General features: G+C 58.0%; 24 protein-coding genes and 1 riboswitch. Of the genes, 17 read left to right on the top strand and 7 right to left on the bottom strand.

Features of this window, described 5'->3' with window-relative positions; genetic code table 11:
* Positions 1 to 48 precede the first annotated feature (48 nt).
* Positions 49 to 315 (bottom strand): hypothetical protein, encoded by a 267-nt coding sequence (locus tag ACT3UQ_RS10665; protein WP_096289173.1) that lies wholly within the window; start codon positions 313 to 315, stop codon positions 49 to 51.
* Positions 316 to 333: 18 nt separating this feature from the next.
* Positions 334 to 446, bottom strand: a riboswitch (SAM riboswitch).
* 472 nt (positions 447 to 918) lie between these two features.
* On the bottom strand, positions 919 to 1,506 hold the full coding sequence (locus ACT3UQ_RS10660; protein ID WP_096289171.1) for a DinB family protein: 588 nt from the start codon (positions 1,504 to 1,506) through the stop codon (positions 919 to 921).
* Between the two features lie 215 nt (positions 1,507 to 1,721).
* On the opposite strand from ACT3UQ_RS10660, the gene ACT3UQ_RS10655 reads away from it, so the two are divergent.
* From ACT3UQ_RS10655 to ACT3UQ_RS10635, 5 genes are all read left to right on the top strand, one after another.
* A complete protein-coding gene (locus tag ACT3UQ_RS10655; protein ID WP_096289169.1) occupies positions 1,722 to 2,285 on the top strand; it encodes a helix-turn-helix domain-containing protein in 564 nt (187 codons plus the stop codon).
* 138 nt (positions 2,286 to 2,423) lie between these two features.
* A complete protein-coding gene (locus ACT3UQ_RS10650; protein ID WP_096289167.1) occupies positions 2,424 to 2,837 on the top strand; it encodes a hypothetical protein in 414 nt (137 codons plus the stop codon).
* 34 nt (positions 2,838 to 2,871) lie between these two features.
* A complete protein-coding gene (locus ACT3UQ_RS10645; protein WP_444637090.1) occupies positions 2,872 to 3,894 on the top strand; it encodes an ROK family protein in 1,023 nt (340 codons plus the stop codon).
* A gap of 171 nt (positions 3,895 to 4,065) precedes the next feature.
* Positions 4,066 to 5,052 (top strand): agmatinase, encoded by a 987-nt coding sequence (speB, locus tag ACT3UQ_RS10640; RefSeq protein ID WP_096289163.1) that lies wholly within the window; start codon positions 4,066 to 4,068, stop codon positions 5,050 to 5,052.
* A complete protein-coding gene (locus tag ACT3UQ_RS10635; protein ID WP_096289161.1) occupies positions 5,052 to 6,725 on the top strand; it encodes a thiamine pyrophosphate-binding protein in 1,674 nt (557 codons plus the stop codon). Before speB ends, ACT3UQ_RS10635 begins: the two co-directional genes overlap by 1 nt.
* 46 nt (positions 6,726 to 6,771) lie before the next feature.
* Here ACT3UQ_RS10635 and ACT3UQ_RS10630 read toward each other — a convergent pair whose 3' ends face one another.
* Both ACT3UQ_RS10630 and ACT3UQ_RS10625 read right to left on the bottom strand, forming a co-directional pair.
* Positions 6,772 to 6,984 carry a hypothetical protein gene (locus ACT3UQ_RS10630; RefSeq protein WP_141393624.1) on the bottom strand — a complete coding sequence of 71 codons (213 nt, stop codon included), beginning with the start codon at positions 6,982 to 6,984 and terminating at the stop codon, positions 6,772 to 6,774.
* Between the two features lie 62 nt (positions 6,985 to 7,046).
* A complete protein-coding gene (locus ACT3UQ_RS10625) occupies positions 7,047 to 7,922 on the bottom strand; it encodes an inositol monophosphatase family protein (protein ID WP_255248542.1) in 876 nt (291 codons plus the stop codon).
* A gap of 275 nt (positions 7,923 to 8,197) precedes the next feature.
* On the opposite strand from ACT3UQ_RS10625, the gene ACT3UQ_RS10620 reads away from it, so the two are divergent.
* The 5 genes from ACT3UQ_RS10620 (at position 8,198) to ACT3UQ_RS10600 (ending at position 13,725) form a co-directional block, all read left to right on the top strand.
* Positions 8,198 to 8,917 carry a GntR family transcriptional regulator gene (locus ACT3UQ_RS10620; protein WP_096289157.1) on the top strand — a complete coding sequence of 240 codons (720 nt, stop codon included), beginning with the start codon at positions 8,198 to 8,200 and terminating at the stop codon, positions 8,915 to 8,917.
* 105 nt (positions 8,918 to 9,022) lie between these two features.
* Positions 9,023 to 10,168: a CaiB/BaiF CoA transferase family protein gene (locus ACT3UQ_RS10615; protein ID WP_096289155.1), complete on the top strand. Its 1,146-nt coding sequence runs from the start codon at positions 9,023 to 9,025 to the stop codon at positions 10,166 to 10,168.
* 14 nt (positions 10,169 to 10,182) lie between these two features.
* A complete protein-coding gene (locus ACT3UQ_RS10610) occupies positions 10,183 to 11,367 on the top strand; it encodes an acyl-CoA dehydrogenase family protein (protein WP_096289153.1) in 1,185 nt (394 codons plus the stop codon).
* A 27-nt stretch (positions 11,368 to 11,394) separates the two neighbouring features.
* Complete coding sequence (locus tag ACT3UQ_RS10605; RefSeq protein WP_096289151.1) at positions 11,395 to 12,852, top strand: aldehyde dehydrogenase family protein; 1,458 nt, start codon at positions 11,395 to 11,397, stop codon at positions 12,850 to 12,852.
* A gap of 12 nt (positions 12,853 to 12,864) precedes the next feature.
* Entirely contained in the window at positions 12,865 to 13,725 is an 861-nt protein-coding gene (locus tag ACT3UQ_RS10600) for a 3-hydroxyacyl-CoA dehydrogenase family protein (RefSeq protein WP_096289149.1), read from the top strand.
* 88 nt (positions 13,726 to 13,813) lie between these two features.
* On the opposite strand, the gene ACT3UQ_RS10595 is transcribed toward ACT3UQ_RS10600, so the two are convergent.
* Complete coding sequence (locus ACT3UQ_RS10595; RefSeq protein WP_096289147.1) at positions 13,814 to 14,245, bottom strand: pyridoxamine 5'-phosphate oxidase family protein; 432 nt, start codon at positions 14,243 to 14,245, stop codon at positions 13,814 to 13,816.
* 96 nt (positions 14,246 to 14,341) lie between these two features.
* Between ACT3UQ_RS10595 and ACT3UQ_RS10590 the strand changes: the two genes are divergently transcribed.
* From ACT3UQ_RS10590 to ACT3UQ_RS10580, 3 genes are all read left to right on the top strand, one after another.
* Complete coding sequence (locus ACT3UQ_RS10590; RefSeq protein WP_444637089.1) at positions 14,342 to 15,424, top strand: App1 family protein; 1,083 nt, start codon at positions 14,342 to 14,344, stop codon at positions 15,422 to 15,424.
* The gene (locus ACT3UQ_RS10585) at positions 15,424 to 15,891 is read left to right on the top strand and encodes an acyl-CoA thioesterase (protein ID WP_444635550.1); all 468 of its coding nucleotides are present in this window, start codon (positions 15,424 to 15,426) and stop codon (positions 15,889 to 15,891) included. The genes ACT3UQ_RS10590 and ACT3UQ_RS10585 overlap by 1 nt, the downstream gene beginning before the upstream one ends.
* Positions 15,892 to 15,954: 63 nt before the next feature.
* Positions 15,955 to 16,791, top strand: coding sequence for a siderophore-interacting protein (locus ACT3UQ_RS10580; RefSeq protein ID WP_444635551.1), 837 nt, complete (start codon positions 15,955 to 15,957; stop codon positions 16,789 to 16,791).
* Positions 16,792 to 17,143: 352 nt separating this feature from the next.
* Here ACT3UQ_RS10580 and ACT3UQ_RS10575 read toward each other — a convergent pair whose 3' ends face one another.
* Together ACT3UQ_RS10575 and ACT3UQ_RS10570 are read right to left on the bottom strand one after the other, a co-directional pair.
* Positions 17,144 to 17,989 carry a DNA-3-methyladenine glycosylase family protein gene (locus tag ACT3UQ_RS10575; RefSeq protein WP_444635552.1) on the bottom strand — a complete coding sequence of 282 codons (846 nt, stop codon included), beginning with the start codon at positions 17,987 to 17,989 and terminating at the stop codon, positions 17,144 to 17,146.
* On the bottom strand, positions 17,990 to 18,586 hold the full coding sequence (locus ACT3UQ_RS10570) for a DNA-3-methyladenine glycosylase I (protein ID WP_444637088.1): 597 nt from the start codon (positions 18,584 to 18,586) through the stop codon (positions 17,990 to 17,992).
* Positions 18,587 to 18,716: 130 nt separating this feature from the next.
* Here ACT3UQ_RS10570 and ACT3UQ_RS10565 point away from each other — a divergent pair, with 130 nt between their 5' ends.
* From ACT3UQ_RS10565 to ACT3UQ_RS10550, 4 genes are all read left to right on the top strand, one after another.
* Complete coding sequence (locus ACT3UQ_RS10565; RefSeq protein ID WP_308727320.1) at positions 18,717 to 19,037, top strand: ArsR/SmtB family transcription factor; 321 nt, start codon at positions 18,717 to 18,719, stop codon at positions 19,035 to 19,037.
* A 3-nt stretch (positions 19,038 to 19,040) separates the two neighbouring features.
* Positions 19,041 to 19,973 (top strand): cation diffusion facilitator family transporter, encoded by a 933-nt coding sequence (locus tag ACT3UQ_RS10560; protein WP_096289135.1) that lies wholly within the window; start codon positions 19,041 to 19,043, stop codon positions 19,971 to 19,973.
* A 127-nt stretch (positions 19,974 to 20,100) separates the two neighbouring features.
* Positions 20,101 to 20,850 (top strand): ABC transporter ATP-binding protein, encoded by a 750-nt coding sequence (locus ACT3UQ_RS10555; RefSeq protein WP_096289133.1) that lies wholly within the window; start codon positions 20,101 to 20,103, stop codon positions 20,848 to 20,850.
* A gap of 4 nt (positions 20,851 to 20,854) precedes the next feature.
* A complete protein-coding gene (locus ACT3UQ_RS10550; protein WP_096289131.1) occupies positions 20,855 to 23,341 on the top strand; it encodes an ABC transporter permease in 2,487 nt (828 codons plus the stop codon).
* The last annotated feature ends 54 nt before the right edge of the window (positions 23,342 to 23,395 follow it).

The following is a 23,395-nucleotide window of genomic DNA, read 5'->3' as shown; positions in this document are numbered from 1 at the left end:
TCCTGCGGCAGAATTGGATCATTCACGGGCAGATGATCCGGGTTAGGTTCAACCCCCTAGTTTAGTGAGTGAGTCGAGCACTGGGAATTTGGCAAGACTAAATACCTTAGCGGCGCCAGGGTTTTGCCCTCGGGCTGCCACGAATACCGAAAGTTCCTCGCGCTGCCTGTCGAAGCTCGGCGGACCCACGGTTCTGGCTAGCAATCGGGTGAGCAGGTGCGGGTCGGTGACGTAGTAGCTGACCCAGACTCCGCGAAGCGGAAACTGCACCTGGCCGGTTTGCAGGTCAATAATGGGAAGGACGTTTGAAGCCATAACTATCGTGGACCCTTAAAAGAGCTCTTGCCCGTAGCCGGTTGGAGTACGGACCGCTTCTTCATCCGAACCACCCATGAACCTGGGGTTGGTGTGCGGCCAGTCGGAGCTTGGCGCCGCATCTCGTGAAGCAACACCACGATGCTACACCCGTGGGCTGTCCGGATGCGTAGTGAGACGTCATACTCGGCTCTCGCGGGCCTCATGGGAAGCAGAGCCGAGCACCGGGAGGTGCACGGACCGCGCCCACAAGAACCCTGCGCTTGGCGCAGGCGAAGGTCGCCGGGCGGGGATCTGGACATCGGGCACTACCGGTGGCTGGCCCGGTGACCGATCTCCGGCAAGTGGCTCCCCTCCCGACCCGCCGTCGATGCCGCCAGGCCTGCCCGAGCCGCGCGGGAGTATCGCTGCGCAATATGCCGCTCAGGTCCAACGCCTCTGGTCCGTTGGGACCAACGCCAGGCTACGGACCGGCAGTTTCACCAGGTGGTGCTCCTAGTCGCTGGGCTCGGTCAGGGCCATCCGAGCTAGCGCGAGCCTATGCGGCCTGTTAGAGGCGGTGCCCTGCCAGAGCTATGAGCAAGATTTGGCGAAGAATCGTTGTTAGGACTGCTCGGCGATTCGCTGCAGCGAGGAGCGTTGTTCCTTCCATTGCTCAGCGCTGAATCCAGGGATATTTCTCGCCTGTTCGCGCAGTCCTACCTGTCCGTCGAGAAGCTCTCGAACGATATCGAGATGCCCGGCATGCCGGGAGGTCTCCGCGATCATATGAACAATAAGATGCTCCACGGTGGTATGCCGATGCACGGACCACCAGGGGACCTCTGCCGGGGATTCTAAGTTCAATTCGTCAAGCGCGTGTTCGGCAAATGCGATGGATTTTCGGTACAACGCGAGAACATCTTCTACCGAGAAGCTGGCCGGAGGCAGGAAGTCGATCTGCGGTTCATCGCTTTGCAGTAGTTGAAGCACATGCCGATCGTTGGGCACACGACCTAGGCACTCGCCGAAATAACCGTATTCGGTGATTGCTAGGTGGTAGATGACACCAAGCATGTGGGTTCCGGTATCCGTCATGGGGCGGCGGGCCAACTCCTCGGAGAGTCCCTGGCACTTCCAGAGCACGGTGTTGCGGGCCTCGTTCAAGTAGGTCCGAAGCCTCTTGGAGGACGGATTGCCAGCGGTATCCATGTGCCGAGTCTAGTTTCTTGGCGATTGAATAAACAGCGCCGGCGCATTGAGGGATTGGTTGCTGACTTCAGGACTGAAGCGTGAGCTCGGCGCAGTTCTCGTTGCCTATTGGTAAACTGACGCAGTGTAGGAACCTGAACCGGATTGGTTTAGCGGAATTGTAGGCCGGGTGCTGCCAATCTAGGGCTGCGCCGGTGTCAAAATGGTGGGAGAGCATGAAAACACTGCCCGTAGAGCCCACCGGCTCGTCGATTAATATCGGTGCCCGTTTGCGTGGGGTACGCCAAACCCGACGAATGACCATCGACCAGGTGGCTGAAATGTCCGGACTGACCAAGGGGTTCTTGTCTCGCGTGGAGCGAGACTTGACTAGCCCGTCGGTATCGACATTGCTTAGGCTCTGCGAAGTATTGGGCTTAGAAGTCGGGCAGCTCTTCTCTGTACCTGAAACCAAATTGGTCAGGTTGGAGCACGCACCGCGAATCGCCTTGGGCGGTCAGGGGATCACCGAACAGCTGGTCACTCCCCGCGCCGAGACCCGGGTGCAGATGATTAGGGCAGAGGTCGCGCCGCAGGGCTCGGGGGAGGCCGAGCTGTATTCGGTGGATTGCAAGGTGGAAGTTCTGCACGTGATTTCCGGAGAATTTACCTTGGTTCTGCCCGAGGACCGCATTGAACTGCAAGCGGGCGATACGGTAACCTTCCCGGGCCGTGAGCCGCACAGTTGGGAAAATACTTCGGACCGGACCGCCGTAGTGACCTGGACGCTGTTGCTCTGACCAAAACCGCATTGCGCTTTTGAAGGGCTTGCGCGTTTTCCGTCCGTGCCGGGTTTCGGCCGGGCAAAGCCCAAAGCGTATCCTTGACATAGCGTCAACAACTTTTCTCGACGCCGATAAATAACCGAAGGGAGCTCCGTGACGGAAAGCGAGCCACGGGCTGAACTGGTCGAACTGCGCTCCGCGAGCTGGTGGATGTCTGCAATTCTCGGTGTCTTAATTGGTGTGACCATGACATTGATCCGCACTCAACGTTATTTTTTCATCGCCGGGGCGGCGATTCTGGCGGGGGTCATCCTGGTCATCGGCTTACGCACTATTCACCGCCGTTCTCAATACCCGCAGATGGCACAGGCGAAAACCTCTTGGGTATATGCGGTGTGGACGCTGGTGCTACTAGTGCTTGCCGGGCCTGTCCAGCTGGTTTACGTGGCGGATGAACTCGACGAGATTGCAATTAAGTCCTTCGTGCTTTCGGCAGGTTTCTGTTTTGGGTTCCATGAGGTGGACCGGGCATTGGTAGCGAGCAGCAAGAAGTCCTTCGAAAGCTAGCTGCTGAACTACACGCACGCATTGGAAGGGTGAAATGTCTACCGAAAACCTTGCGGTCGGCATAGACATCGGCGGGACGAAGATCGCCGGCGGCGTGGTCGATGGCCACGGCCGGATTCTTCGCCGGAGCTTCCGCCCTACTCCGGGCCGGAGCGCAGCATTGACCGAAGATTCTATTGCCGAGGTAGTCAGCGAGCTCAGCGACGGGGATACTCATATGCCCGTGGGTGTCGGGGCCGCCGGCTGGATTAACCGAAGTGGTTCGCATGTCCTCTTCTCCCCGCATCTTGCATGGCGTGATGAGCCGGTGCGTGAACGCCTCGAATCGAAGATGAACCGCAAGGTCGTCCTGAATAATGATGCCGACGCCGCGGGGTGGGCCGAGCATCGTTTCGGGGCGGCACGAGGCGAGGAGCTGAGCGTCTGCCTGACCCTTGGCACGGGTATCGGCGGCGCCATCATGTTCGGCAACAGTATTCTGCGCGGCAGTTTCGGCGTCGCCGGGGAGTTCGGGCACCAGACTTTGGTGGTGGACGGCCACCGTTGCCCGTGCGGAAATCGAGGGTGCTGGGAACAATACGCGTCGGGCAACGCACTGGGACGTGAAGGGGCAGAGCTTGTCCGGCTGGATTCTCCGCGGGCATATAGTTTGCGTGAAGCCTGCCAAGCGGACCCCGGCAAGGTGAGCGGAGCGATGGTGACGGCGCTGGCGGTCAATGGCGACCCTGCCTGCATGGAGCTCATCGAAGAGATGGGTCGATGGCTCGGGAGGGGAATTTCGAATCTTGCGGCTGTGCTGGATCCTGGCGTCGTGGTCATCGGCGGGGGGGCTAGGGTCTGCTTCCACTTCCCTGGTCGAACAGGCGGAGGCCTCCTACCGGCAGCTGCTGCCGGGGCGAGGCTACCGGCCGTTTGCTCGCATCGTACGAGCCGAGCTTGGCTCCGATGCCGCGCTGATCGGTGCTGCGGACTTGGCCCGGTGGCACGGGTGACCCGCTGCCTGCGACTACGCGCTATTCGCTTCATCGCATTTTCATGTTCCAAATCAGAGACCTGATCCCGCAACCCAATTGGTGTTGCGGGATCGCTGTTTTAACCAGCAGAACCGGTTTTTTGTGGCTTCCTTGGTGATTGCACCTTGACGGTCAGCGCACCGATAAATAGCATGGGAGGAAACTCATGTTTCATATTAGGCAACTCTTGTCGAGTGTGCCGGGAAGAAGCGCTCATGAAAGAAGTCCGGATCGAAGAAAATGGGAACATTGGACCCATCAATGCCGCGGTAATTCCGCGCTATGCCGGAGGCGGAACCTACGCACGGCTTCCGCGGCTGGACCAAGTCCAGAAATCCGATATCAAGATCGTCGGTGTGCCTTTTGACTCCGGTGTTTCCTACCGTTCCGGCGCACGCTTTGGAGCAAACCACGTCCGTGAGTCCTCACGGTTGATCCGCCCATACAACCCGGCCACCGAGGTTTCCCCCTTCGCCTTGAGCCAGGTTTCCGACGCCGGTGACATGGCGGTCAACCCGTTCAACATCAACGAGGCCATCGAGACCATCGAGCACAATGCGCTGGAACTGACCGAAGACGGCTCAACGCTGGTGACCATCGGTGGCGACCACACCATCGCATTGCCCTTGTTGCGTGCGGCCTCGCAACGCGCTGGTGCGCCGGTAGCGATGCTGCATTTCGACGCCCACCTGGATACCTGGGACACCTACTTCGGAGCCGAATACACCCATGGAACCCCATTCCGCCGAGCGGTCGAGGAAGGCATTCTCGATACCGAGGCGATCTGCCATGTAGGAACCCGAGGCCCGCTCTACGGTAAAAAAGACCTCGAAGACGACAAACGCTTCGGGTTCGGCATCGTCACCAGCTCAGATGTCTACTATCAGGGCGCAAAAGAGATCGTTGCAAAACTTCGCGACCGCATCGGCAACCGTCCACTGTACATTTCGGTCGATATCGACGTGCTGGATCCGGCGCACGCACCGGGCACCGGCACCCCGGAAGCAGGCGGCATCACCAGCCGCGAACTGCTAGAAATCTTGCGCGGCTTGCGCGGGTTGAAAATCGTGGGAGCCGATATCGTGGAGGTGGCACCGGCATACGATCATGCGGAGCTAACCGGCGTAGCTGCCTCACATGTCACCTATGACCTGATCAGCCTGATCAGCGAATACCGCCAGCTGAACGGACAGAACAACTAATGGGCAACGAAGTACAACGTAACGGTGGAGATCTCGTCGTTGAGACGCTGACAGCGCTCGGCGCGAAAACGGTCTTCGGCATTCCAGGGCAACATGCGCTGGGGCTGTTCGACGCACTCTCACGCTCCAATCTGCAATTCATTTCTTCCCGGGTAGAAAACAACTCGGCCTTCGCCGCCGACGGCTACAGCAGGGCCACTGGAGAGGTCGGAGTGCTTTTCCTCTCTACCGGCCCGGGAGCGCTGACCGCCCTCGCCGGATTGCAGGAAGCCTATGCCACCGGCGTGCCCATGGTGGTGGTTGCCAGCCAGATTCCTTTGGATGGACTGGGCGCTCGCCGAAAAGGCATGCTGCACCAGCTCGATGACCAGAAGGCCTCGGCCGCAAACGTCACCAAGTTCCAGCAGACGGTGCACCACGCCTCGGGTATTCCCTCGGCGATCCAAGATGCCTGGGCGCAGGCGATCACCGTGCCGATGGGACCGGTCTGGATCGAGGTTCCGCAGGATGTCTTGCTGGCATCGGTGCTCATTCCTCCGGTGCATGATGCCCTTGCCGAAGCCTACGATCATCCACCACGTGTGGAATTGATCGATGAAGCGGTTCGCTGGCTTTCGGAAGCAAAGAGGCCGGTGGTTGTTGCAGGCGGAGGTGTCCGTCGTGCCCAGGCCGAAAACGAATTGCTGGAGGTGGCCGAAAAGCTCAATGCCCCGGTGCTTTGCACCCCGGGAGGCAATGGCGCATTCCCGTGGGATCACGAATTGTCATTGCAATCTTGGGTGGAGGATCGGCATGTCACCGAAGTTCTCGAAGATGCTGACGTATTGGTGGTCGTGGGCTCAGCGCTCGGCGAAGTCTCCAGCAATTATTTCTCCCTCGCACCTCGTGGGCACATAATCCAAATTGATGCCGAACCGCGCGTCCTTGAGTCAAATACGCCAGCATTGGGTATCCGAGCGGATGCCAAGGCCGCGTTGCAGTTCCTAACTTCGAAGCTTAAGGAAGTAAGCCTGCCTAACGCGCCAGATTGGCATGGGCAGAGCCCGACTCAAGTCGTCACCCAGACCTTGGCAAAGGTGCAGGCACGGCTGGCGGAGCAGGGCCTGGACCATGAACGAAGGTTCATGGCTGATATCCGCGAGGCGGTGCCCGCGAAAATGCAGACCTTCTGGGATATGACCATTGCGGCTTATTGGGGTTGGAGTTGCTGGGATTCGCGCCAGGGAGAATTCCATTCGGCGCAGGGTGCCGGTGGACTAGGTTTCGGTTTCCCCTCGGCCATTGGAGGTTCCATCGGGTTGCAGATCGAGGGAGCTACGCCCGAGCAAGCGCGAGTGCTCGCGGTCTCGGGTGATGGCTCGTCGATGTATTCCATTGCAGAATTAGCCACGGCAAAACAGCACAACGTGCCGGTCACTTGGCTGATCGTTGACGACGGTGGTTACGGAATTCTGCGTGAATACATGGAAGGGGCCTTTGGCAAGGCAACGGCCACCGAGCTGGAACGCCCGGATTTCGTTGCCTTAGCCCAGGCTTTCGGAGTTCCTGCGCGACTGGTCGAAGCAGACCAGATCGGTGACGCGTTACGCGAGTCATTCGCCGGAGAAGGCCCAAATGTCATCGTAGTTCAGACGCTCTTACGCATGTTCGCCCCGACGCATTTAGGCGAGTAAGGCATAGCTTCGGCGCCCTTCAAAGGGGGCGCCGAAGTGACTCTTGTTAGTGCGTGAAGTGGTAAACCACGCCAAACATTAATGTGGAGAAGCCCAGGCTGATGCCTATGAGCAGTGGCACCCAGTCTAGAGACTGGCTTGCCAACATCACTGCGAAGATACCGAAGAGCAACATGGCTCCGATTCCTCCGATGATCAACCCTCCGCCACCATGATGCTGCACGGCGGAATGTGCAGTTCGTTGGATACGTGGTGTCATGCACTCATGGTACGACCGAAGCCAAGCAATCTGTGGTGCACCGGATGAGAATCTGGGTATTGTCAGATTTGTTTGACTTGGCTCTGGCTTCTCAACTGATGAACCCGCGAGGCTGATCGAGCCAACGACTCGTAGTCGGCGCCTGGGCCTTGGGCGATGAAACCCTCGCAGAGATGGTCAGCGGCCACCTGCTTGCCGAAAGCCAAGCCTCGGTAACTGCCGCCGGACATTCGAATCAGGTGCGCTCCCGCGGCCACGTCCCAAGGCTTCGTATCGAACCCCACGCTTGCATCGCACCAGCCAGCGGCCACATGAGCGAGCCCGAGAGCGGCAGAAACTTTGCGCCGCACGGTGGCGAAGTCCTGAATCCACTGCCCAAAGAGCTCAAGCGCCAATGGGCCGTCCTTATGCATGGACTCGGCTCCCGGGTAATCTGTCATCAAGTTTGCGCGTGCTTGTTCAGGTCGATTGCCTGGGCTCAACAATTCCCCATTGTGATAGGCAGCCTGATAATTGGCACTGAACTGATCTCCGGAGATCGGGTCGACTATTGCTGCTGCGACCAATTCGTTGTCAATTGCCGCGGCAATTGAAATACAGAAGAACGCGACGCCGTGAACGAAATTACTGGTTCCGTCTATCGGGTCCACAATCCATTGCACTTCGGTCGGGGTAGCTATGCCTGAGTCCGCGGCTATGTCCTCTTCGCCGAGTACCCAAGACTTTGGGAAGGCCTCGCGTAGCGATTGGGTAATGATCTCTTGGCTTTGCCGGTCTATATCGGTGACGAGATCATGGGCGTTCGTTTTTTCTTCGGCTCCGACGCTTCCGCGGAACGCCTCACGAACTCGTGGTGCCGCCTTGAGCGCAGCAATCAGTGCTGCCTGACGCAGTGATTCGGCCAGAGCTTGTCGGGCGGGGGTCATCTGAGCATTCACAGTTCAACCCTATCTTGGTGTTCTAAGTGCACCTTAATCTTATTGACTGAGAACGCTGGCAGAAGAGCGAAGTCTGTAAGGAAGCATTCGGGAACCAAAGTAAGTCCGAGGCCCAACAGCGTTCAAAACCGCAGGAACTCAGGAGCATGATGGCCTGGGGTGCCGCGGTATTGGCGAACGCCGGCGCCGGAATCCGCGAGGTACGAAACCTCGTAGTGCAAAAGTGTTGCGGGGCGCTCAGCGCCCGCGTTGACAGGGGAAGATAGACTTCAAATATGAGTAGCATGCAACCGATCTCGCCCAAAGAATCGTTGACCGAGCAAGTCACCACCAAGATCCGCGCTGCTATCGTGTCCGGCGAAATGACCCCGGACAACCATTATTCGGCAATTGCTATCTCCGAAAAGCTCGGAGTTTCACGCACGCCGGTCCGCGAAGCGCTGCAGCTACTAGAAAAAGAGGGCATCGTGACCGTCGCGAAAAATCGTGGCGTGCGCGTGAACCAGATTTCGCTAGACGACATCGTGGAGGTATTTCAGGTCCGGCTGATCATCGAGCCACCTGCAGCCGCACGAGCGGTGCTCAACGCTAGCGAGGGAGACCTCGAAACGCTTCGTGAGCTACACCGTGAAATGCTTAAGGTGGGGCAGACCGGGGACGGGCGGGCAACGCTGGAGGCAGATAAAAAGTTCCACCTCTATCTGCTAGGCCTGGCAAACAACGCCAAGCTTGACGGCATCGTGGGGGAGCTGCGCAATCTGGTGCTCGCGCACGGACAGGTAACGATTCCTCAGGCAAGAACCAGCCAGGACCTGGCCGGCGATCGCGATGAATTGATGAAGTCCATCTTGGAACGCGACCCATCTGGCGCGGCTACTGCGATGCGCAACCACGTGCTTCGTACTGCGCAGATGCTCGTGACGGCTGTCTGCGCGCGGACCCCGGGACTTGAGGCCGAACGCTATTTGACGCGCTTGGATGAATTGATCTTTTAAAGCCATAAACATATAGCGGTGGTCTTGAACACCGAGGCCACTTGCCATACAGTTGCATGCAACATGTAACAACGTTTTTTCGATGACGAGAACGTAGGTAATCCGATGGCTCAACCAATGCAGGGAATCAAGGTCATTGACCTCTCCCGCATCCTCGCCGGTCCGTTATGCACCATGACATTGGCCGATTTTGGCGCCGAAGTGCTGAAAGTTGAAAGCCGAGACGGAGATGAAACCAGGGCCTGGTTGCCGCCGGTCACCGAAGACGGGGTAAGTACCTACTATTCGGCAGTGAACCGCAATAAGCAGGCAATCGTTGTAGATTTCAACAACTCCGCGGAACTAACCGAGCTGCGCGAGATCATCCGAGATGCCGACGTTGTCGTGGAAAATTTTCGTCCGGGCGTGCTCGCCAAGTTCGGCCTGGACTACGAGTCCTTGAGAGCATCGAATCCTGCGTTGGTCTACTGCTCAATTTCGGGATTTGGCGATGGGCTCGGCGCCTCGCTGCCCGGCTTCGATCTCCTGGTTCAAGCGGTCGGAGGCCTGATGAGCATCACCGGTGAGTCCGAGGGAACGCCAAGCAAGGTGGGAGTGGCGCTGGTTGATGTCCTCGCGGCACAGAACGCCACGACGGGAATACTCTTGGCGCTTCGGGAACGGGATATTAGCGGGCAGGGGCAAAATGTAGGAATCTCATTGATGACCTCCCTGCTGGCGGGATTGACTAATCAAGCTAGCAGCACCGCGGTTACCGGTAATCCGCCACCGCGTTTGGGGAACGCACATCCAAGTATTGCTCCCTATGAAACCTTCGCAACTTCTGATGGTGTCATGGTGATCGCGGTGGGAAACAACCGCCAGTTCACCGCCCTTGGCACAGAGCTGGGGCTGACCGACCTGCCGCAAGATCCACGGTTCGCAGACAATCTTTCGCGTGTGCAACACCGGCAGGAACTCAAAGACCTGATCGAAGAAGTCACCAGGCAAGGATCGGCGGCCCAGTGGACAAATCGACTCATGGAGGTCGGAGTACCTGCAGGAAAGGTTAACTCGGTTCTTGAAGCCTTGGAGTTCGCCGACGAGCTAGGACTGGAACCGGTGGTAACGATCAACGATCTAAAAACCGGACGAAGCTCCCGGCAAATTGCCAACCCGATCGTCCTGTCCCGAACTAAGCCCACATATCGGCTAGTGCCCCCGGCCTTGGGTGAACACCAGCATATCTTCCTCAGCACCACCAGCCTCTAAAGGAGACAGCTCAAATGATTGCCCCTTCACCTAACACCGCCATTGACCCAGCAGACCTGATCAATTTTGATGCACTGCTCAGCGGCGAAGAACTTGCCCTGCGGAATCAGGTCCGCTCCTTCGTGAACGAAAACATCAAACCAAACATTGCCAGCTGGTACGAAACAGCGACGTTCCCCCTGGAAATCGTTCCAGAAATGGCCAAACTCGGTCTGCTGGGCATGCACCTGCAAGGCTACGGCTGCGCAGGACGTTCGGCTGTCGAATATGGGCTTGCGGGAGCCGAGCTGGAAGCCGGCGACTCCGGACTGCGCACCTTCGTCTCGGTCCAAGGATCGCTAGCCATGAGCGCCATTTACAAACATGGTTCTGAGGAACAAAAACAAGAGTGGCTGCCACAGCTGGCCTCCGGCGAAGCAATCGGCTGCTTTGGCCTGACGGAGCCAACCGCCGGATCCGACCCGTCGAGCATGACGACCTTTGCCCGCCGCGACGGGGACGACTGGGTGATCAACGGAATGAAGCGCTGGATTGGCTTGGCAAATGTGGCAAAGGTTGCCGTCATCTGGGCGCAGACCGACGAAGGCATCCGCGGGTTCGTGGTCCCTACCGAGACCGCTGGATTCAAGGCCACACCAATCGAGCCGAAGCTATCGATGCGAGCTTCGATCCAGTGCGAGATCGAATTGACCGATGTGCGGCTGCCAGCTAGCGCGGTGCTACCGAACGTTCTCGGTCTCAAGGGCCCATTCTCCTGTCTCAACGAAGCCCGCTACGGCATTATCTGGGGCGCCATGGGAGCGGCGCGTGACTCCTTCGAGGTGGCGCTGAAGTATTCCCAGGAACGCCTGCAATTCGACAAGCCATTGGCCGGTTATCAGATGACCCAGCAGAAGCTGGTGGATATGGCTTTGGAAATCAACAAGGGCTTCCTCCTCGCCCTGCATATCGGGCGCCAGAAAGATGCAGGAACCCTCGACCTGCACCAGATATCCGTTGGCAAGCTGAACAACTGCCGCGAAGCAATCGCGATCTGCCGCGAAGCGCGCACCATCCTTGGCGGAAACGGTATCACCTTGGACTACTCGCCACTGCGTCACGCAAATAACCTCGAGTCGGTGCGCACCTACGAAGGTACCGACGAGGTACACACCTTGATTTTGGGTAATAAGCTCACCGGTGTCCCGGCCTTCCGCTAAAAATCAGTACAAGGAAAAACTTAGAATATGACACAGCAGACGAAAGTGGAAAGCCTTCGCCAGTACCTGAACGGTGTCTGGCTTCCGGGAAACGCCAGCGAGCTCAGCTCCACCAGCGCCGCCGATTCCTCCTTGACTGTTGCCGCAGGCCAAGCGGCAGATGCCAACCAGGTAGTTGAAGCCTTTGAAGCCGCGAACGCGGCGAAGGCAGGGTGGGCGGCCACCCCGATGGCCGAACGTGCCAGTTATCTGCTGAGAGCTTCGGCCTACCTCACGGAGCATGCGGAGAGAATCGGTACGGAACTTACTCGTGAAGAAGGTAAAACGCTCGCAGAAGGAATAGGCGAGGTACGCCGTGCGGCACAGATCCTCTCCTATTATGCAGGTGAAGCCGAACGTAGCGCCGGAACAATGTTCCAATCTCCGCGCGCTGGGGAGCAGATCTTGGTCTCGCATAAGCCCTTGGGCGTGTTGGGCATTGTGACCCCATTCAATTTTCCGATAGCTATCCCCGCCTGGAAGATCGCCCCCGCGCTGATCTTCGGAAATACCGTGGTTTTCAAGCCGGCGAGCCTGGTCCCGCTGCTGGCGGTGCGGTTGGTCGAAGCCTTCGAAGCCGCCGGACTACCTGCCGGGGTGCTCAACCTGGTGATCGGTCCGGGCGCACTGGGAGACTCGATCATGAGCCACCCCCATCTGGAGGGCTTGTCATTCACCGGATCCACAGGTGTCGGGAGAAAGCTCTGCGCTATGGGTGCTGCGCGTGGCATCCCAGTGCAAGCAGAAATGGGTGGAAAGAACGCCTCGGTGGTGCTGGCCGATGCAGACCTGGACCTGGCCAGCGAACAGGTACTCTTTGGGGCATTCCGCTCCAGCGGGCAAAAATGCACCGCTACGAGTCGACTGATCTTGGATGACTCGATTGCCGATGAATTCTTGGAAAAGCTCACCTCGCGACTGGCAAACTGGGTAACCGGAAATCCACTGGATCCAGGGGTCCAGATGGGACCGGTCATCGACGCCAAATCGGCGAAATCGGTCAGGGCGGGCGTCGCAAAAGCTAGGTCGGAAGGCGCCACCGTTATCTTCGAGGGCGCAGTTCCAGCCAGCGGAAACTACGTGGCACCGACCGTGCTTGGCATCCCAAGCGATTCTCGGGGTCGGGAAAATTGCGCTTGGCGTGAGGAATTCTTCGCCCCGGTACTCAGTGTGCTGCGCGTTTCCGGAACCGAGGCCGCCTTCGAAGCCGCCGCGGATTCCGAATTCGGGTTGAGTCTTGCGCTGTTCACTCGCGACCTGGCTACGGCGATTAGCGCGCAAGAACGCCTGGACGTCGGTATTTTGCATGTGAACTCCGAATCTGCGGGAGCCGATCCGCACGTACCATTTGGCGGGGCGAAAGCATCCGGATACGGGCCGAAAGAACAGGGAGCCGCCGCCCGCGAGTTTTATACCCACACCACTACCGTGTATCTCCGCGGCTAGGAAGAGGAACTAATGGATATTAGGACTATTCTGATCATCGGCGCCGGAACTATGGGCCGGCAGATTGCGATGAGTTGCGCACTGGGCGGTTACACCACGATCCTGCAGGACATCTCGGGCAGCGCTTTGGACGCGGCTCGCAGCGATCTGGAAAGTTGGGCCGCCGGACGTGTCGCTAAGGGCAAGCTGCAGGCAGAGTTTGCCGACGCCGCCTTGGCACGGCTGAGCCAATCTACCGAGCTGGACGCTAGCGCGGCCCAAGCGGACCTAGTGATCGAAGCGGCAGTCGAACGTTTAGACATTAAACGCTCAATCTTCGCCGAACTGGGCAAAAACGCTCCAGCTCATGCCATCTTGGTAACCAATTCCTCGACCTTGGCTTCGTCCCAAGTGGCTGAGGCCAGCGGGCGCGCGAGCCAGGTCTGCAATATGCACTTTTTCAACCCCGCCTTGGTCATGAAGTGCGTAGAAATTGTGCGCAACGAGCAAACCAGTGATGAGACCATCCAGGCGGTGACGGCGGTCGCCCGCGCGCTAGGGAAAGAGCCGGTGCTGGTGAATAAAGAAATCCCGGGTTTCATTGCTAACCGCATGATGGGGGCAATACAGCGTGAAGCGCTCAATCTGGCTTCTGCGGAGGTTGCCAGCATCAAAGATATAGACACCACGGCGCGTACCGCGCTGGGGCACCCGATGGGGCCTTTTGAGCTGATGGACCTCGTGGGTCTGGACGTTATCGATTTCATTGCCCAAGCGACCTACGCAGAGACCGGTGAGGAGGTGGACCAACCGCACCCGTTGATCACGCAGAAAGTGACCGAGGGGAAACTAGGCCGTAAGAGCGGTGAAGGATTCTACGAATATCGCAGGTAGCAGCAAACTGCAGAATCTGGACTCGCGGCCGGTATCGACAATGTGCTGTCCGCGAGCCCATCGTGTTGCTACCGCATATGCGGAGGGATTAGATGGCTTCCGGTTGCTCACCGAGGATGAAATGACGTCCGGAGATCGAGTTGACGGTCACTCTGATCCAAAAATCTTTGATGCTCTGTGCCCAGGGGCTGACACCGCTTTCGAGAGCCTCATTGATATCTGCTTCGTGCTCCAAAATTTCTGCGGTACCGTGCACCACTACGGACCAGGCCTCGTCGGAAAGGATTCCGTCGGCCTCCAAAGCAATCGAGGAGTTCACGACCATCGAAGCGAGTTTGTTTCCCGGCGCAGTGCGTAGGTAGATATTTCCTTTATGCACCGCGTAATTTACCGGAACGATGTCCACGGTTCCGGCCGCCGCAGTGGCTATTCGGCCATGTGCCGTGTGAGCCAATAGCTCCCAGGACTGTTCTTCGGTGAGCACCAAAACTGGAGCATCATTAGTGTGCTGATATCTCATGCAACTAGTTTTCTACGTTATGTAGAAAAGTTCAAGAGTTTGTGACGCATTTGTTTTTAGACGCGTTGCAGTCCCCGAACATGAAAGACTACTAACATGAGCCATGCAGCAAGTAATAGGGTCGCACGCCACGTAGCCTCGCGACTTGAGGACCATGTCCTGCAATGGCGAGCACGCCGTGCCATCGACAAGGGATTGGGTCCGGTTATCCTTCCTTACAACGGGTACGGATATGCGGCCAAAAAAGGCGGATGGGTGCGGGTTCTAGCGCGGGTGGTCATGGCCAAACCCGGCGCGTTTGAGGGTGGCAAGCACCATGCCAAGGTTGTTGAGGATGGGATCCGAGGATTTCGCAACTTCACCTCGGCAGTTCTTCCATTTGGGAAGGTAACCGTGCTTGCTGACGGAAAGCGGTTTGAAGTCCTCGCGGACCGCGGAGGCGTCCTAGATGTCAAGCTTTCGGTGGACCTGCCAGCTGGCTGGAACGATATTGAAATCACTGCCCACAATGGGCAATCTGCCACGGCGCAGATTCTCGTCATTGACGAGACGCAACGTTTCGGCATTATTAGCGATGTGGATGACACAGTTGTCGTGACGGCATTGCCTAGGCCACTGCTCGCCGCTTGGAATTCCTTCGTACTATCGGAGCATGCCCGCGTTGCGACCCCAGGTATGGCGGTAATGATGCAACGAGTCCTGGCGGAGCACCCGACGAGCCCGACAATTTATCTTTCTACCGGTGCGTGGAATGTTGCGCAGACGCTGGAACGATTCATTTCGCGGAATTTGTATCCACGTGGCCCTCTGCTTCTGACCGATTGGGGGCCAACCGATCGCGGCTGGTTCCGTAGCGGCATGCAACATAAAGTTGACCAGTTGCGGAGGCTCGCTGAGGAATTTCCGAACATTGAGTGGATGCTTATCGGTGATGACGGGCAGCATGATCCGACGATTTATGCGGAGTTTGCCCGACGCTACCCGGAGCATGTGCACACGATTGTCATTCGTCAACTGACGCCCTCCGAGGCGGTGCTCGCCGGTGGGCGCTCAACTGATTTGCGCCGCACGACACCAGGCATTCTCTGGAGCTACGAACCTGATGGGTCCCAGATCCTTGAGCAATTAACTGCCTATGATGTGATTCGTCCCGATGATCGCTTGGGGGAGGAGAAGTAATGTCCGGCTCGGTACTGTGCGTAGAAGTACCCATGCGCTGGGGTGACATGGACGCATATGGTCATGTCAACAACGTCAATCTGATTCGACTCATGGAAGAGGCGCGAATCGCTGGTTTCGGCGTACCTGGCGGTACGGGCGCCCCAGGCTCCAAGCCTAAGGTGGATATATTCTCCGCGGTCCCCAATGGAGTGCAGATCCTTGTCGTCGAGCATCGCGTGCGCTACTCCCGGCCGTTGGAATATCGGAATGTTCCGGTCAGGGTTGATCTGTGGGTAGCGAATATCAAGCCTGCGAGTTTTGATATTTGTTATGAATTCCGGGATCCTGTGGAAGGCCATGTCTGCGTGAAGGCCTCGACTACGCTGGCCTATTTTGACCCGTTAATTTCACGCGTGCAACGTTTGAGCATCGCTGAGCGTGAATCATTGGCTGTGCTGGAAGGTCCATCGACGTTCGCGAGATAACTCTTTGGCAGCAAATGAATTAGGGTAGATTTATCTAATCTTATTCAGTTAGGAAGTGTTTTTGTGGCTCGTGCAGAAGGTGGGCGCCCGGTGCGCCCGCAAGTTGTTTTGCAGGTTGTTAAACGGCAGCAAATTTCGGAACACCTAGTTCGCCTCACCTTTGGTGGTCCTGGGTTTGAGAATTTCGTCGACAAGCCGGCAACGGACCGCTATATCAAGATGCTTTTCGCCAAGCCGGAGCTGGGCTTGTTGCCTCCGTATGACATGGATGAATTGCGCGAACGGCTGCCCGGGGAAGATTTGCCGGTGCGTCGGACATATACGGTGCGCCGCTCCGATGCTGCAGCGGGAACTATTGAGGTTGACTTTGTGGTCCATGGAAGCGATGGGCTGGCCGGACCATGGGCGCGTGATGCGAAGATCGGCGACTCCGTCTGCTTTTCGGGTCCCGGCGGCATGTATGAGCCAAAGGACGAATTCGATTTCCATCTCCTCGTGGGAGATGAGACGGCGATTCCTGCGATCGCAGCATCGCTTGAGGCCATGGGTGAAGGCATGGTGGGGCAGGTACTCATTGAGGTCGAAGGCGCAGGGGATGAAGTTGAAATGCGTGCACCCGGTGGCGTTGATATTCGCTGGATCCATCGCGGCGCAGCCTTTACCCCGGAGGCCTCGACCCTTGAGGCCGTGGTGCGCCAGTACCCTTGGCCGGGCGGGCGAGTGCAAGTTTTCGCGCACGGCGAGCGTGAAGTGATGAAGGCGCTGCGCTCCTATTTCTATGACGAGCGTGGCGTGGATCGTCGGGATATGTCGCTGTCGGCCTACTGGGCCTTTGGCCGCGCGGAAGATGAGTTCCAAGCTGAAAAGCGGACGCCCGTGGGGCAAATCTTCAACGAGTAGCCGACATGGGAATAGTCTGACTGGATCTATCGGCCTGCAGGGCAAGTGATTCGTGGACTGCGAATTTAGTTAATTAGGCCTTCCTAAGCTTAATAATCAGAAATAAGATAACTAATGCTTGACGTTATTTGTCTTCTTTGGCGTAAGCTGAGGTTGGCGCCTTGCCCGTGTGTGGACGGGGGAGGCGAGCAATTTGACCGACGCGGATCGCTCGGTTGCTGTCGCGTGGCTTACTCACCACGTGGTAGCTGTCGGTAGTGCCGGCAAAATTGTAAACAGGGGATTAGCTGACTTGCTCAATCAGCCGAACCGCAGAATTGAGACGTGCTGGCTTTAAATCTGCCGGCGCGTCTCAATTTTTGTTTGCTTCTAAGGCCCACAACAAGACGGTGGCCAGTGATCTAGCGCCTTCTGGAAGCTGAAGCCGCTCGGTGTCTGGAATGCGCAACCGACGCATGGCCCGTTTTACTACCAAGTCTGTATCCAAGAATATGGACTTCTGACGTAAGCCGCGCAACGCAACATAGTCCCGTGTCCAGGGGCCAACGCCTTTGAGGGTGAGCAGGCTGCCGAGGAACTCATCATGGTTTTCGGCTAGGTTCCGACCTGTGTGAATAAACCACGTGGCGACACGGAGAAGCGTCTCTGCACGGGATAGCGGGCAACGGATCACCTGCTGGAGTTCTTCGGCGGTTAGTTGCGCGGTGGCGTGCGCGTCGGGGAACGCCCGCAGTCCGCAGGCGTGAGGTTCTCCGAGCGCTTCGACGAATCGGGTGGCGAGGGTTCGGGCTGCGCTAGTTGAGATCTGTTGCCCCAGAACTGTCGTTGCGAGCGCCTCAAAGAGGTCCGGGTAGCTGATAAGCCGCAGGTTCGGGAACTTGTCCAGTGCTGGCTGCAGGGCACTGATGGTGGCCAATTGTTGATAGCTGACCTCATTCGAGTCGGCTAGGCCTAGCCAGGTGCTTATGATCTCGACGAGTCCGGGGTGCAACGTTTTTGGGGCTTGCGTGTGCACCGTGACTTCGTTGGCGCTAAGCAGTATTTTGATTTCGTGGAGTTGATCATCGATGCGTAGCACGCGGACAACGCTTGCCGCGTCGCGGTCCAGCCGCTCCTGATTCGGCAATGAATGGATGGCTAGGACCGAGAGTGCGTGCGAGGCATCCAGAACTCCGTCCACTGGAACCGTGAACTTCATCTAGGCCGGCCAGATGCCAGAGGTACCGCGGCGATGTGAGCCGATTAGGTGCGTGTCAACGATCCCGATAGCCTCCATTAGCGCGAACATGGTCGTTGGGCCAACGAACTTAAAGCCACGTTTTTTGAGGGATTTGGCCAGGGCGCTGGACTCCGGACTCTGTGTGGGAATTTCAGCCACGGTGCGTGGCAACGGGGTTCTCTCGGGTTTGAAAGACCAGATCAGTTGGGGCAGGCCTCCATCGTCACGTAATGCGAGCGTCGCCTGAGCGTTGGCGATGGTTGCACGAATCTTGAGTTTATTTCTGACAATGCCAGCATCGTCCATGAGCCGCTCGTAATCCTGCTCACCGTAGGCCGAGACCAACTGCGGGTCGAATCCCTTAAAGGCGGAGCGAAAGTTTTCGCGCTTGGCCAGAATTGTGGCCCACGATAAACCTGATTGGAAGCCCTCTAGGCTCACTCGTTCAAACAGGGCTTGTTCCCCGGTGACAGGCATGCCCCATTCGGTGTCGTAGTAGTCGCGCAGGAGCTCGTTGCTTGCAGCCCACTGCGGGCGGGCCAGCCCGTCTGCACCAATGACTAGATCTTCACTCATGAAATCATCATGCCACTTGCGTATCGAGGAAGCGGAGTCATAAGCGGTCATTCACAGAAGCTCGAGCTATTATCGTCATATGGCGATAATAGAGTCTTTTGTCGATGCAAAGCTTGGAGCAACTCAACGCATGAAAATGGCAGCGTTGTTCCACGCCCTAGCTGACCCCACGCGGTTGCTCATCCTGGTGCATCTCAAAACAGGTGAACACAAGGTCAAAGAGCTGACCGAACACCTTGGGCTAGCGCAAAGCACCGTCAGCGCTCATCTGGCTTGCCTCCGCGAAAGCGATCTCGTTTCCGTGCGCACGCAGGGACGTGCAAGTCTCTATTCCCTTACTGAGACCACGCAACTGACAATGATTCTCACCCAAGCGGAGAAGTTGGCAAGTTCCAGCGCCAGCGGTCATCGATGGCACGAAGCTCACCCGCACCAATCTCTGGAGGCCTAGGGCATGGGGCATGAGCACACTTCTGGCCATGGCCATGAACATGACCACTCAAATGTGAACCGCACCAGGCTGGCATGGGCATTTGCGATTACCGTGAGTATCTTGCTCGCGGAGATTATTGGCGCGCTAGTTACCAACTCGCTGGCTTTGCTCGTCGACGCGGCCCATATGCTGACCGACTCGGTGGGGCTCTTGCTTGCGTTGACCGCAGCCAATCTGATTCAGCGCAAGCCCACACTCAAACGCACCTGGGGGTTCCGCCGCGCCGAGGTGCTCTCCGCGACCTTACAATCCGCACTGTTGCTCGCCGTCGGCATCTACGCGGCCATCGACGCGGTTCGTCGCCTCTTTGTACCGGCAGAGGTGCACGCCGAAGGCCTCCTGATCTTCGGTATCGTCGGCTTGGCCGGAAATCTCCTAGCCATGTGGATCATCTCCGCGGGGCGCGAGGCCAATCTGAACATGCGCGCTGCGTTCCTCGAGGTCATGAATGACGCACTGGGATCCGTAGCGGTCATTATTGCCGCGCTGACAATCCATTTCACCGGATGGGCGAGCGCGGACTCGGTCGCAGCGCTCGTCATTGCCGCGCTGATCGTGCCACGCGCCGTGAAGCTTCTGGGGGAGACGACGCATATCTTGCTCGAATCAACGCCCCGTGGGTTGGACCTTGAATCGGTACGCCGGCACTTGGAAGAACAGGCGGGCGTGATCGCCGTTCACGACCTGCACGCCAGTCAAATTGCCTCGAACCTTCCGGTGCTCACCGCGCATATTGTCGCCGAGGACCACATGTTCACGGCCGGTGCGGCCGGTCAACTGCTGCGTGAACTTCAACAGTGCGTGGCGGATCATTTTGAGGTCAGCATCGAGCATTCAACCTTCCAGATCGAACCCCGAAGCCACCGCGACTCGGACTACCATTCGCAGTGCTAGGCGTTCGTGACCGTGCACGGGATGAGGGTACCGGGAGGCTCTCTCATCCCGTGGTATGACTCCCGCAGCGTAGATGCAAACCTTCTGACCGATCCTCAATTGGCTAGGAGCTTTATATAATTGATGCATGACAACTGAAACACAGCAGGTAACCGACTATGCAGTCCAAGCTCGAGGACTAAGCAAGAGCTACGGTCGTGACAGCACCCGAGTCGAAGCTTTGCGCGGAGTGGATGTGGCCTTTGCCCGTTCCCGTTTCACCGCAATCATGGGACCCTCAGGTTCTGGCAAGTCGACCCTGATGCACTGCTTGGCGGGCTTGGACAACGCCGATTCTGGCGAAATCATCATCGGTGGCAAGAACCTTACCGAACTCAACGATGACCAGCTGACCACTATGCGCCGCGAGCAGATCGGCTTCGTGTTCCAATCCTTCAACCTCGTTCCAACATTAAATGCCAGGGACAACATCTTGCTGCCGCTGTCCTTAGCCGGCAAGAAGCACGACCGTGAATGGTTCAACGTCGTCATCGATTCGTTGGGTCTGCGTGACCGGCTGACGCACAAACCACACGAGCTTTCCGGTGGACAGCAGCAGCGCGTAGCCGTAGCTCGTGCATTGCTCACCCGCCCTGAAGTCGTCTTCGGCGATGAGCCGACCGGCAACTTGGACTCTCGAACCGGTGCTGAAGTGCTCTCCTTGATGCGCACCTCCACCCGCGAAATGGGACAGACCATCATCATGGTCACCCACGATCCGGCTGCAGCATCCTACGCGGACACCGTATTGCTGATGAAGGATGGAAACCTCGTCGGTTCGCTCGAAGACCCCACCGTAGCCAGCGTCACCGAGGCTCTCGCCTCCCTAGCGGAGTAGGATCATGCTTCAGGTAGCAATAGCGAACATTAAAACTTATGCGCGACGGTATATCGCCGTGCTCCTGGCCGTCGCCATTGGCACGGCCTTCCTTGGCGCCACCCTCGCGGTGGATTCCTCTACGCGTGCAACGCTAAAGAATAGCTTGGGCGACTCATATAAGAACGCCGACCTGGTGGCCTCGGTCGATTGGGAGCTAACACCCAACGATCGCGACACGAGCATGCTGAGCATGGATACGGTCCGTGAAATCCGTGATCTTCCCGAAGTCTCAGGGGTTTATGGCGACGGAGTCATGGGCGCAGCATTGCGTACCGGCGACAACGGCTACACCGTAATGCTGCAACCCATCTCCGCAGAAAATAAGCTCTCGGGTATGTCGATGCTCGAGGGACGTGCCCCGCTGGGCGCCGATGAGGTCGTGATCGACCAGGAGCATGCCGAGCAGATGGGCCTCTCAGTTGCCGACACCGTCGCGTTGTCGAGCATGGAGGATAACGCGAAGATGCGTGAATTGAAAGTCGTCGGAATCGTGGAGACTACCACCGATCCGATGTCTTCGTCCTTCGCCCAGCTCGCCATGCAAGAAGACGCTTGGGAACGCTTTGCAGGCGAGAATGCCCAGCTGAACAGGCTGGTGATCGATGCAGAGAAGGACGTCGCTCAAACCCAAGCCGCAGTGGCCGAGTATTTCCATGGCAAGGACTTGGTCGATGTGGTGGTCAACACCGCCGACGAACAGGTGCTCGACGACGTGGCAAGCATGACCGGAGGAACCGATCAGCTGACCATCATCTTGCTGGTCTTTGCCTTGGTCGCGCTGATAGTCACCGGTCTGGTGGTGATGAATACCTTCTCGGTAGTCATCGCGCAACGCACCCGCGAGCTGGCGCTCTTGCGCACCCTGGGTGCCAAACGCGCACAGATCCGCAGCTCGGTGCTGATCGAAGCGCTGCTGATCGGCGTTATCGCTTCGGTGGTGGGTGTAGCTCTGGCCGTGGCACTGATGGCAGGCCTGATTCAGCTGCTGCGAAATCTAGTACCTGAAATGTCCTACGCAACTTTGGCCGTGGATGCTCGCGGCATCATTATTCCTTTGGCCGTCGGTATCGTGATGACTGTTCTGGCTGCCTGGCTGCCGGCGCGTCGAGCCATGAGCCTGGCCCCGCTTGCCGCCTTGCGCCCATTTGATGCGGCCAGCGTCAAGAACCGTGCAGGCCTCGTACGCATCATCTTCGGCTCGTTACTGACGCTCGCAGGCGCAGCCTTGCTAGCCTATGGAGCACTCAATTCCGAGCTGCTGATTGCCTTCGCCGGTGGGCTGTTGTCCTTCCCCGGCATTTTGATGCTGGCCTCGTTGTTTGTTCCGGCCACGGTGTTCGGTATCGGCAAGCTGATGACCGGTCGCTCGGTGGCTGGCAGGCTGGCTTCGCTCAACGCCGTTCGAAACCCCGGACGCACCACCGCTACTGCCACCGCGCTGCTGATCGGCGTCACGCTAGTCTCGATGATCATGGTCGGCGGGCAGAGTGCCAAGGCCACCTTGAATGGGAGCATCAGCGGCGAATACCCGATCGACTTGACGGTGGCTCAAGACACTTTGACTAGTGACTCCGTGGCGCCTAAGCTCGCCGAGCTGGAGGGCGTTGAAAGCGTGTCGGCGTACACCATGCGCACCGTTGCCACCGAATTCCCCGACGGTTCCTCGAGCGAAGAGTACGCGATGGTTGTCGACCCGGAGTCGTACGCATCGGTAGTCCATGACGAGCAGATCGTTCCACGAGATGGCGAATTGCTTTCGACCTGGTGGCAGATCGAGGCGGACCACGCGACGGTCAACGGTCAGCCGGTGAAGCTCAGAACTACTTCGGCAAGCTTCGTTTCGAACACATTGACCGAAAACACCGCAGCCAAACTAGGCATCTCCGACAAGGAGGGGATGTCCGGGGTAGCGATCAAGGTTGATCCGTCGCTCTCCAATGGGGCGGTCACTGAGCTGGTGGAATCCATTGCGGATGTCGCGGGTGTTGAAAATTCGATGATTTCCGGCGGCGTGACGGAGAAGGCAATGTTCTCCCAGATTATCGACGTGTTGCTGATGATCGTTTCGGGTCTGCTTGCCGTAGCCGTGCTGATCGCATTGATCGGCGTGGCCAACACGTTGAGCCTGTCGGTGCTCGAACGCACCCGGGAAAACGCCCTGCTGCGCGCATTGGGGCTGAAGAAGAAGCAGTTGCGTTCCATGCTTGCCACGGAGGCGGTGCTGATCGGTGGCGTGGCAGCCTTGCTGGGACTCATTCTCGGCGCGGTCTACGGATTGCTCGGTGCGCACAGCGCCTTGTCCAGCGTGGGAAGTATGAGCTACGAGATCCCATGGCTGCAGCTGGCGGCGGTTCTGCTGGTGAGCCTCCTGGCAGCGTTGCTTGCTTCGATTACACCAGGACGTCGTGCGGCGAAGCTATCTCCGGTGGAGGGGCTCGCTACCGAGTAATTGATGATGCGGCAAGGGTCGGAATAGTTGATGAGCAACTATTCCGACCCCGTC

The sequence above is a fragment of the Glutamicibacter sp. AOP12-B1-11 genome (genome assembly GCF_052379245.1).
GTDB lineage: Bacteria > Actinomycetota > Actinomycetes > Actinomycetales > Micrococcaceae > Glutamicibacter.
This window is presented reverse-complemented; position numbering and strand designations above follow the sequence as displayed.

Excerpts from the sequence above, each read along its gene's own strand:
- ACT3UQ_RS10665 (WP_096289173.1), bottom strand. The coding sequence starts at position 315 with ATGGCTTCAAACGTCCTTCCCATTATTGACCTGCAAACCGGCCAGGTG.
- ACT3UQ_RS10660 (WP_096289171.1), bottom strand. The coding sequence starts at position 1,506 with ATGGATACCGCTGGCAATCCGTCCTCCAAGAGGCTTCGGACCTACTTG.
- ACT3UQ_RS10655 (WP_096289169.1), top strand. The coding sequence starts at position 1,722 with ATGAAAACACTGCCCGTAGAGCCCACCGGCTCGTCGATTAATATCGGT.
- ACT3UQ_RS10645 (WP_444637090.1), top strand. The coding sequence starts at position 2,872 with ATGTCTACCGAAAACCTTGCGGTCGGCATAGACATCGGCGGGACGAAG.
- speB (WP_096289163.1), top strand. The coding sequence starts at position 4,066 with ATGAAAGAAGTCCGGATCGAAGAAAATGGGAACATTGGACCCATCAAT.
- ACT3UQ_RS10635 (WP_096289161.1), top strand. The coding sequence starts at position 5,052 with ATGGGCAACGAAGTACAACGTAACGGTGGAGATCTCGTCGTTGAGACG.
- ACT3UQ_RS10630 (WP_141393624.1), bottom strand. The coding sequence starts at position 6,984 with ATGACACCACGTATCCAACGAACTGCACATTCCGCCGTGCAGCATCAT.
- ACT3UQ_RS10620 (WP_096289157.1), top strand. The coding sequence starts at position 8,198 with ATGAGTAGCATGCAACCGATCTCGCCCAAAGAATCGTTGACCGAGCAA.
- ACT3UQ_RS10615 (WP_096289155.1), top strand. The coding sequence starts at position 9,023 with ATGGCTCAACCAATGCAGGGAATCAAGGTCATTGACCTCTCCCGCATC.
- ACT3UQ_RS10610 (WP_096289153.1), top strand. The coding sequence starts at position 10,183 with ATGATTGCCCCTTCACCTAACACCGCCATTGACCCAGCAGACCTGATC.
- ACT3UQ_RS10605 (WP_096289151.1), top strand. The coding sequence starts at position 11,395 with ATGACACAGCAGACGAAAGTGGAAAGCCTTCGCCAGTACCTGAACGGT.
- ACT3UQ_RS10600 (WP_096289149.1), top strand. The coding sequence starts at position 12,865 with ATGGATATTAGGACTATTCTGATCATCGGCGCCGGAACTATGGGCCGG.
- ACT3UQ_RS10595 (WP_096289147.1), bottom strand. The coding sequence starts at position 14,245 with ATGAGATATCAGCACACTAATGATGCTCCAGTTTTGGTGCTCACCGAA.
- ACT3UQ_RS10590 (WP_444637089.1), top strand. The coding sequence starts at position 14,342 with ATGAGCCATGCAGCAAGTAATAGGGTCGCACGCCACGTAGCCTCGCGA.
- ACT3UQ_RS10585 (WP_444635550.1), top strand. The coding sequence starts at position 15,424 with ATGTCCGGCTCGGTACTGTGCGTAGAAGTACCCATGCGCTGGGGTGAC.
- ACT3UQ_RS10575 (WP_444635552.1), bottom strand. The coding sequence starts at position 17,989 with ATGAAGTTCACGGTTCCAGTGGACGGAGTTCTGGATGCCTCGCACGCA.
- ACT3UQ_RS10570 (WP_444637088.1), bottom strand. The coding sequence starts at position 18,586 with ATGAGTGAAGATCTAGTCATTGGTGCAGACGGGCTGGCCCGCCCGCAG.
- ACT3UQ_RS10565 (WP_308727320.1), top strand. The coding sequence starts at position 18,717 with ATGAAAATGGCAGCGTTGTTCCACGCCCTAGCTGACCCCACGCGGTTG.
- ACT3UQ_RS10560 (WP_096289135.1), top strand. The coding sequence starts at position 19,041 with ATGGGGCATGAGCACACTTCTGGCCATGGCCATGAACATGACCACTCA.
- ACT3UQ_RS10555 (WP_096289133.1), top strand. The coding sequence starts at position 20,101 with ATGACAACTGAAACACAGCAGGTAACCGACTATGCAGTCCAAGCTCGA.
- ACT3UQ_RS10550 (WP_096289131.1), top strand. The coding sequence starts at position 20,855 with ATGCTTCAGGTAGCAATAGCGAACATTAAAACTTATGCGCGACGGTAT.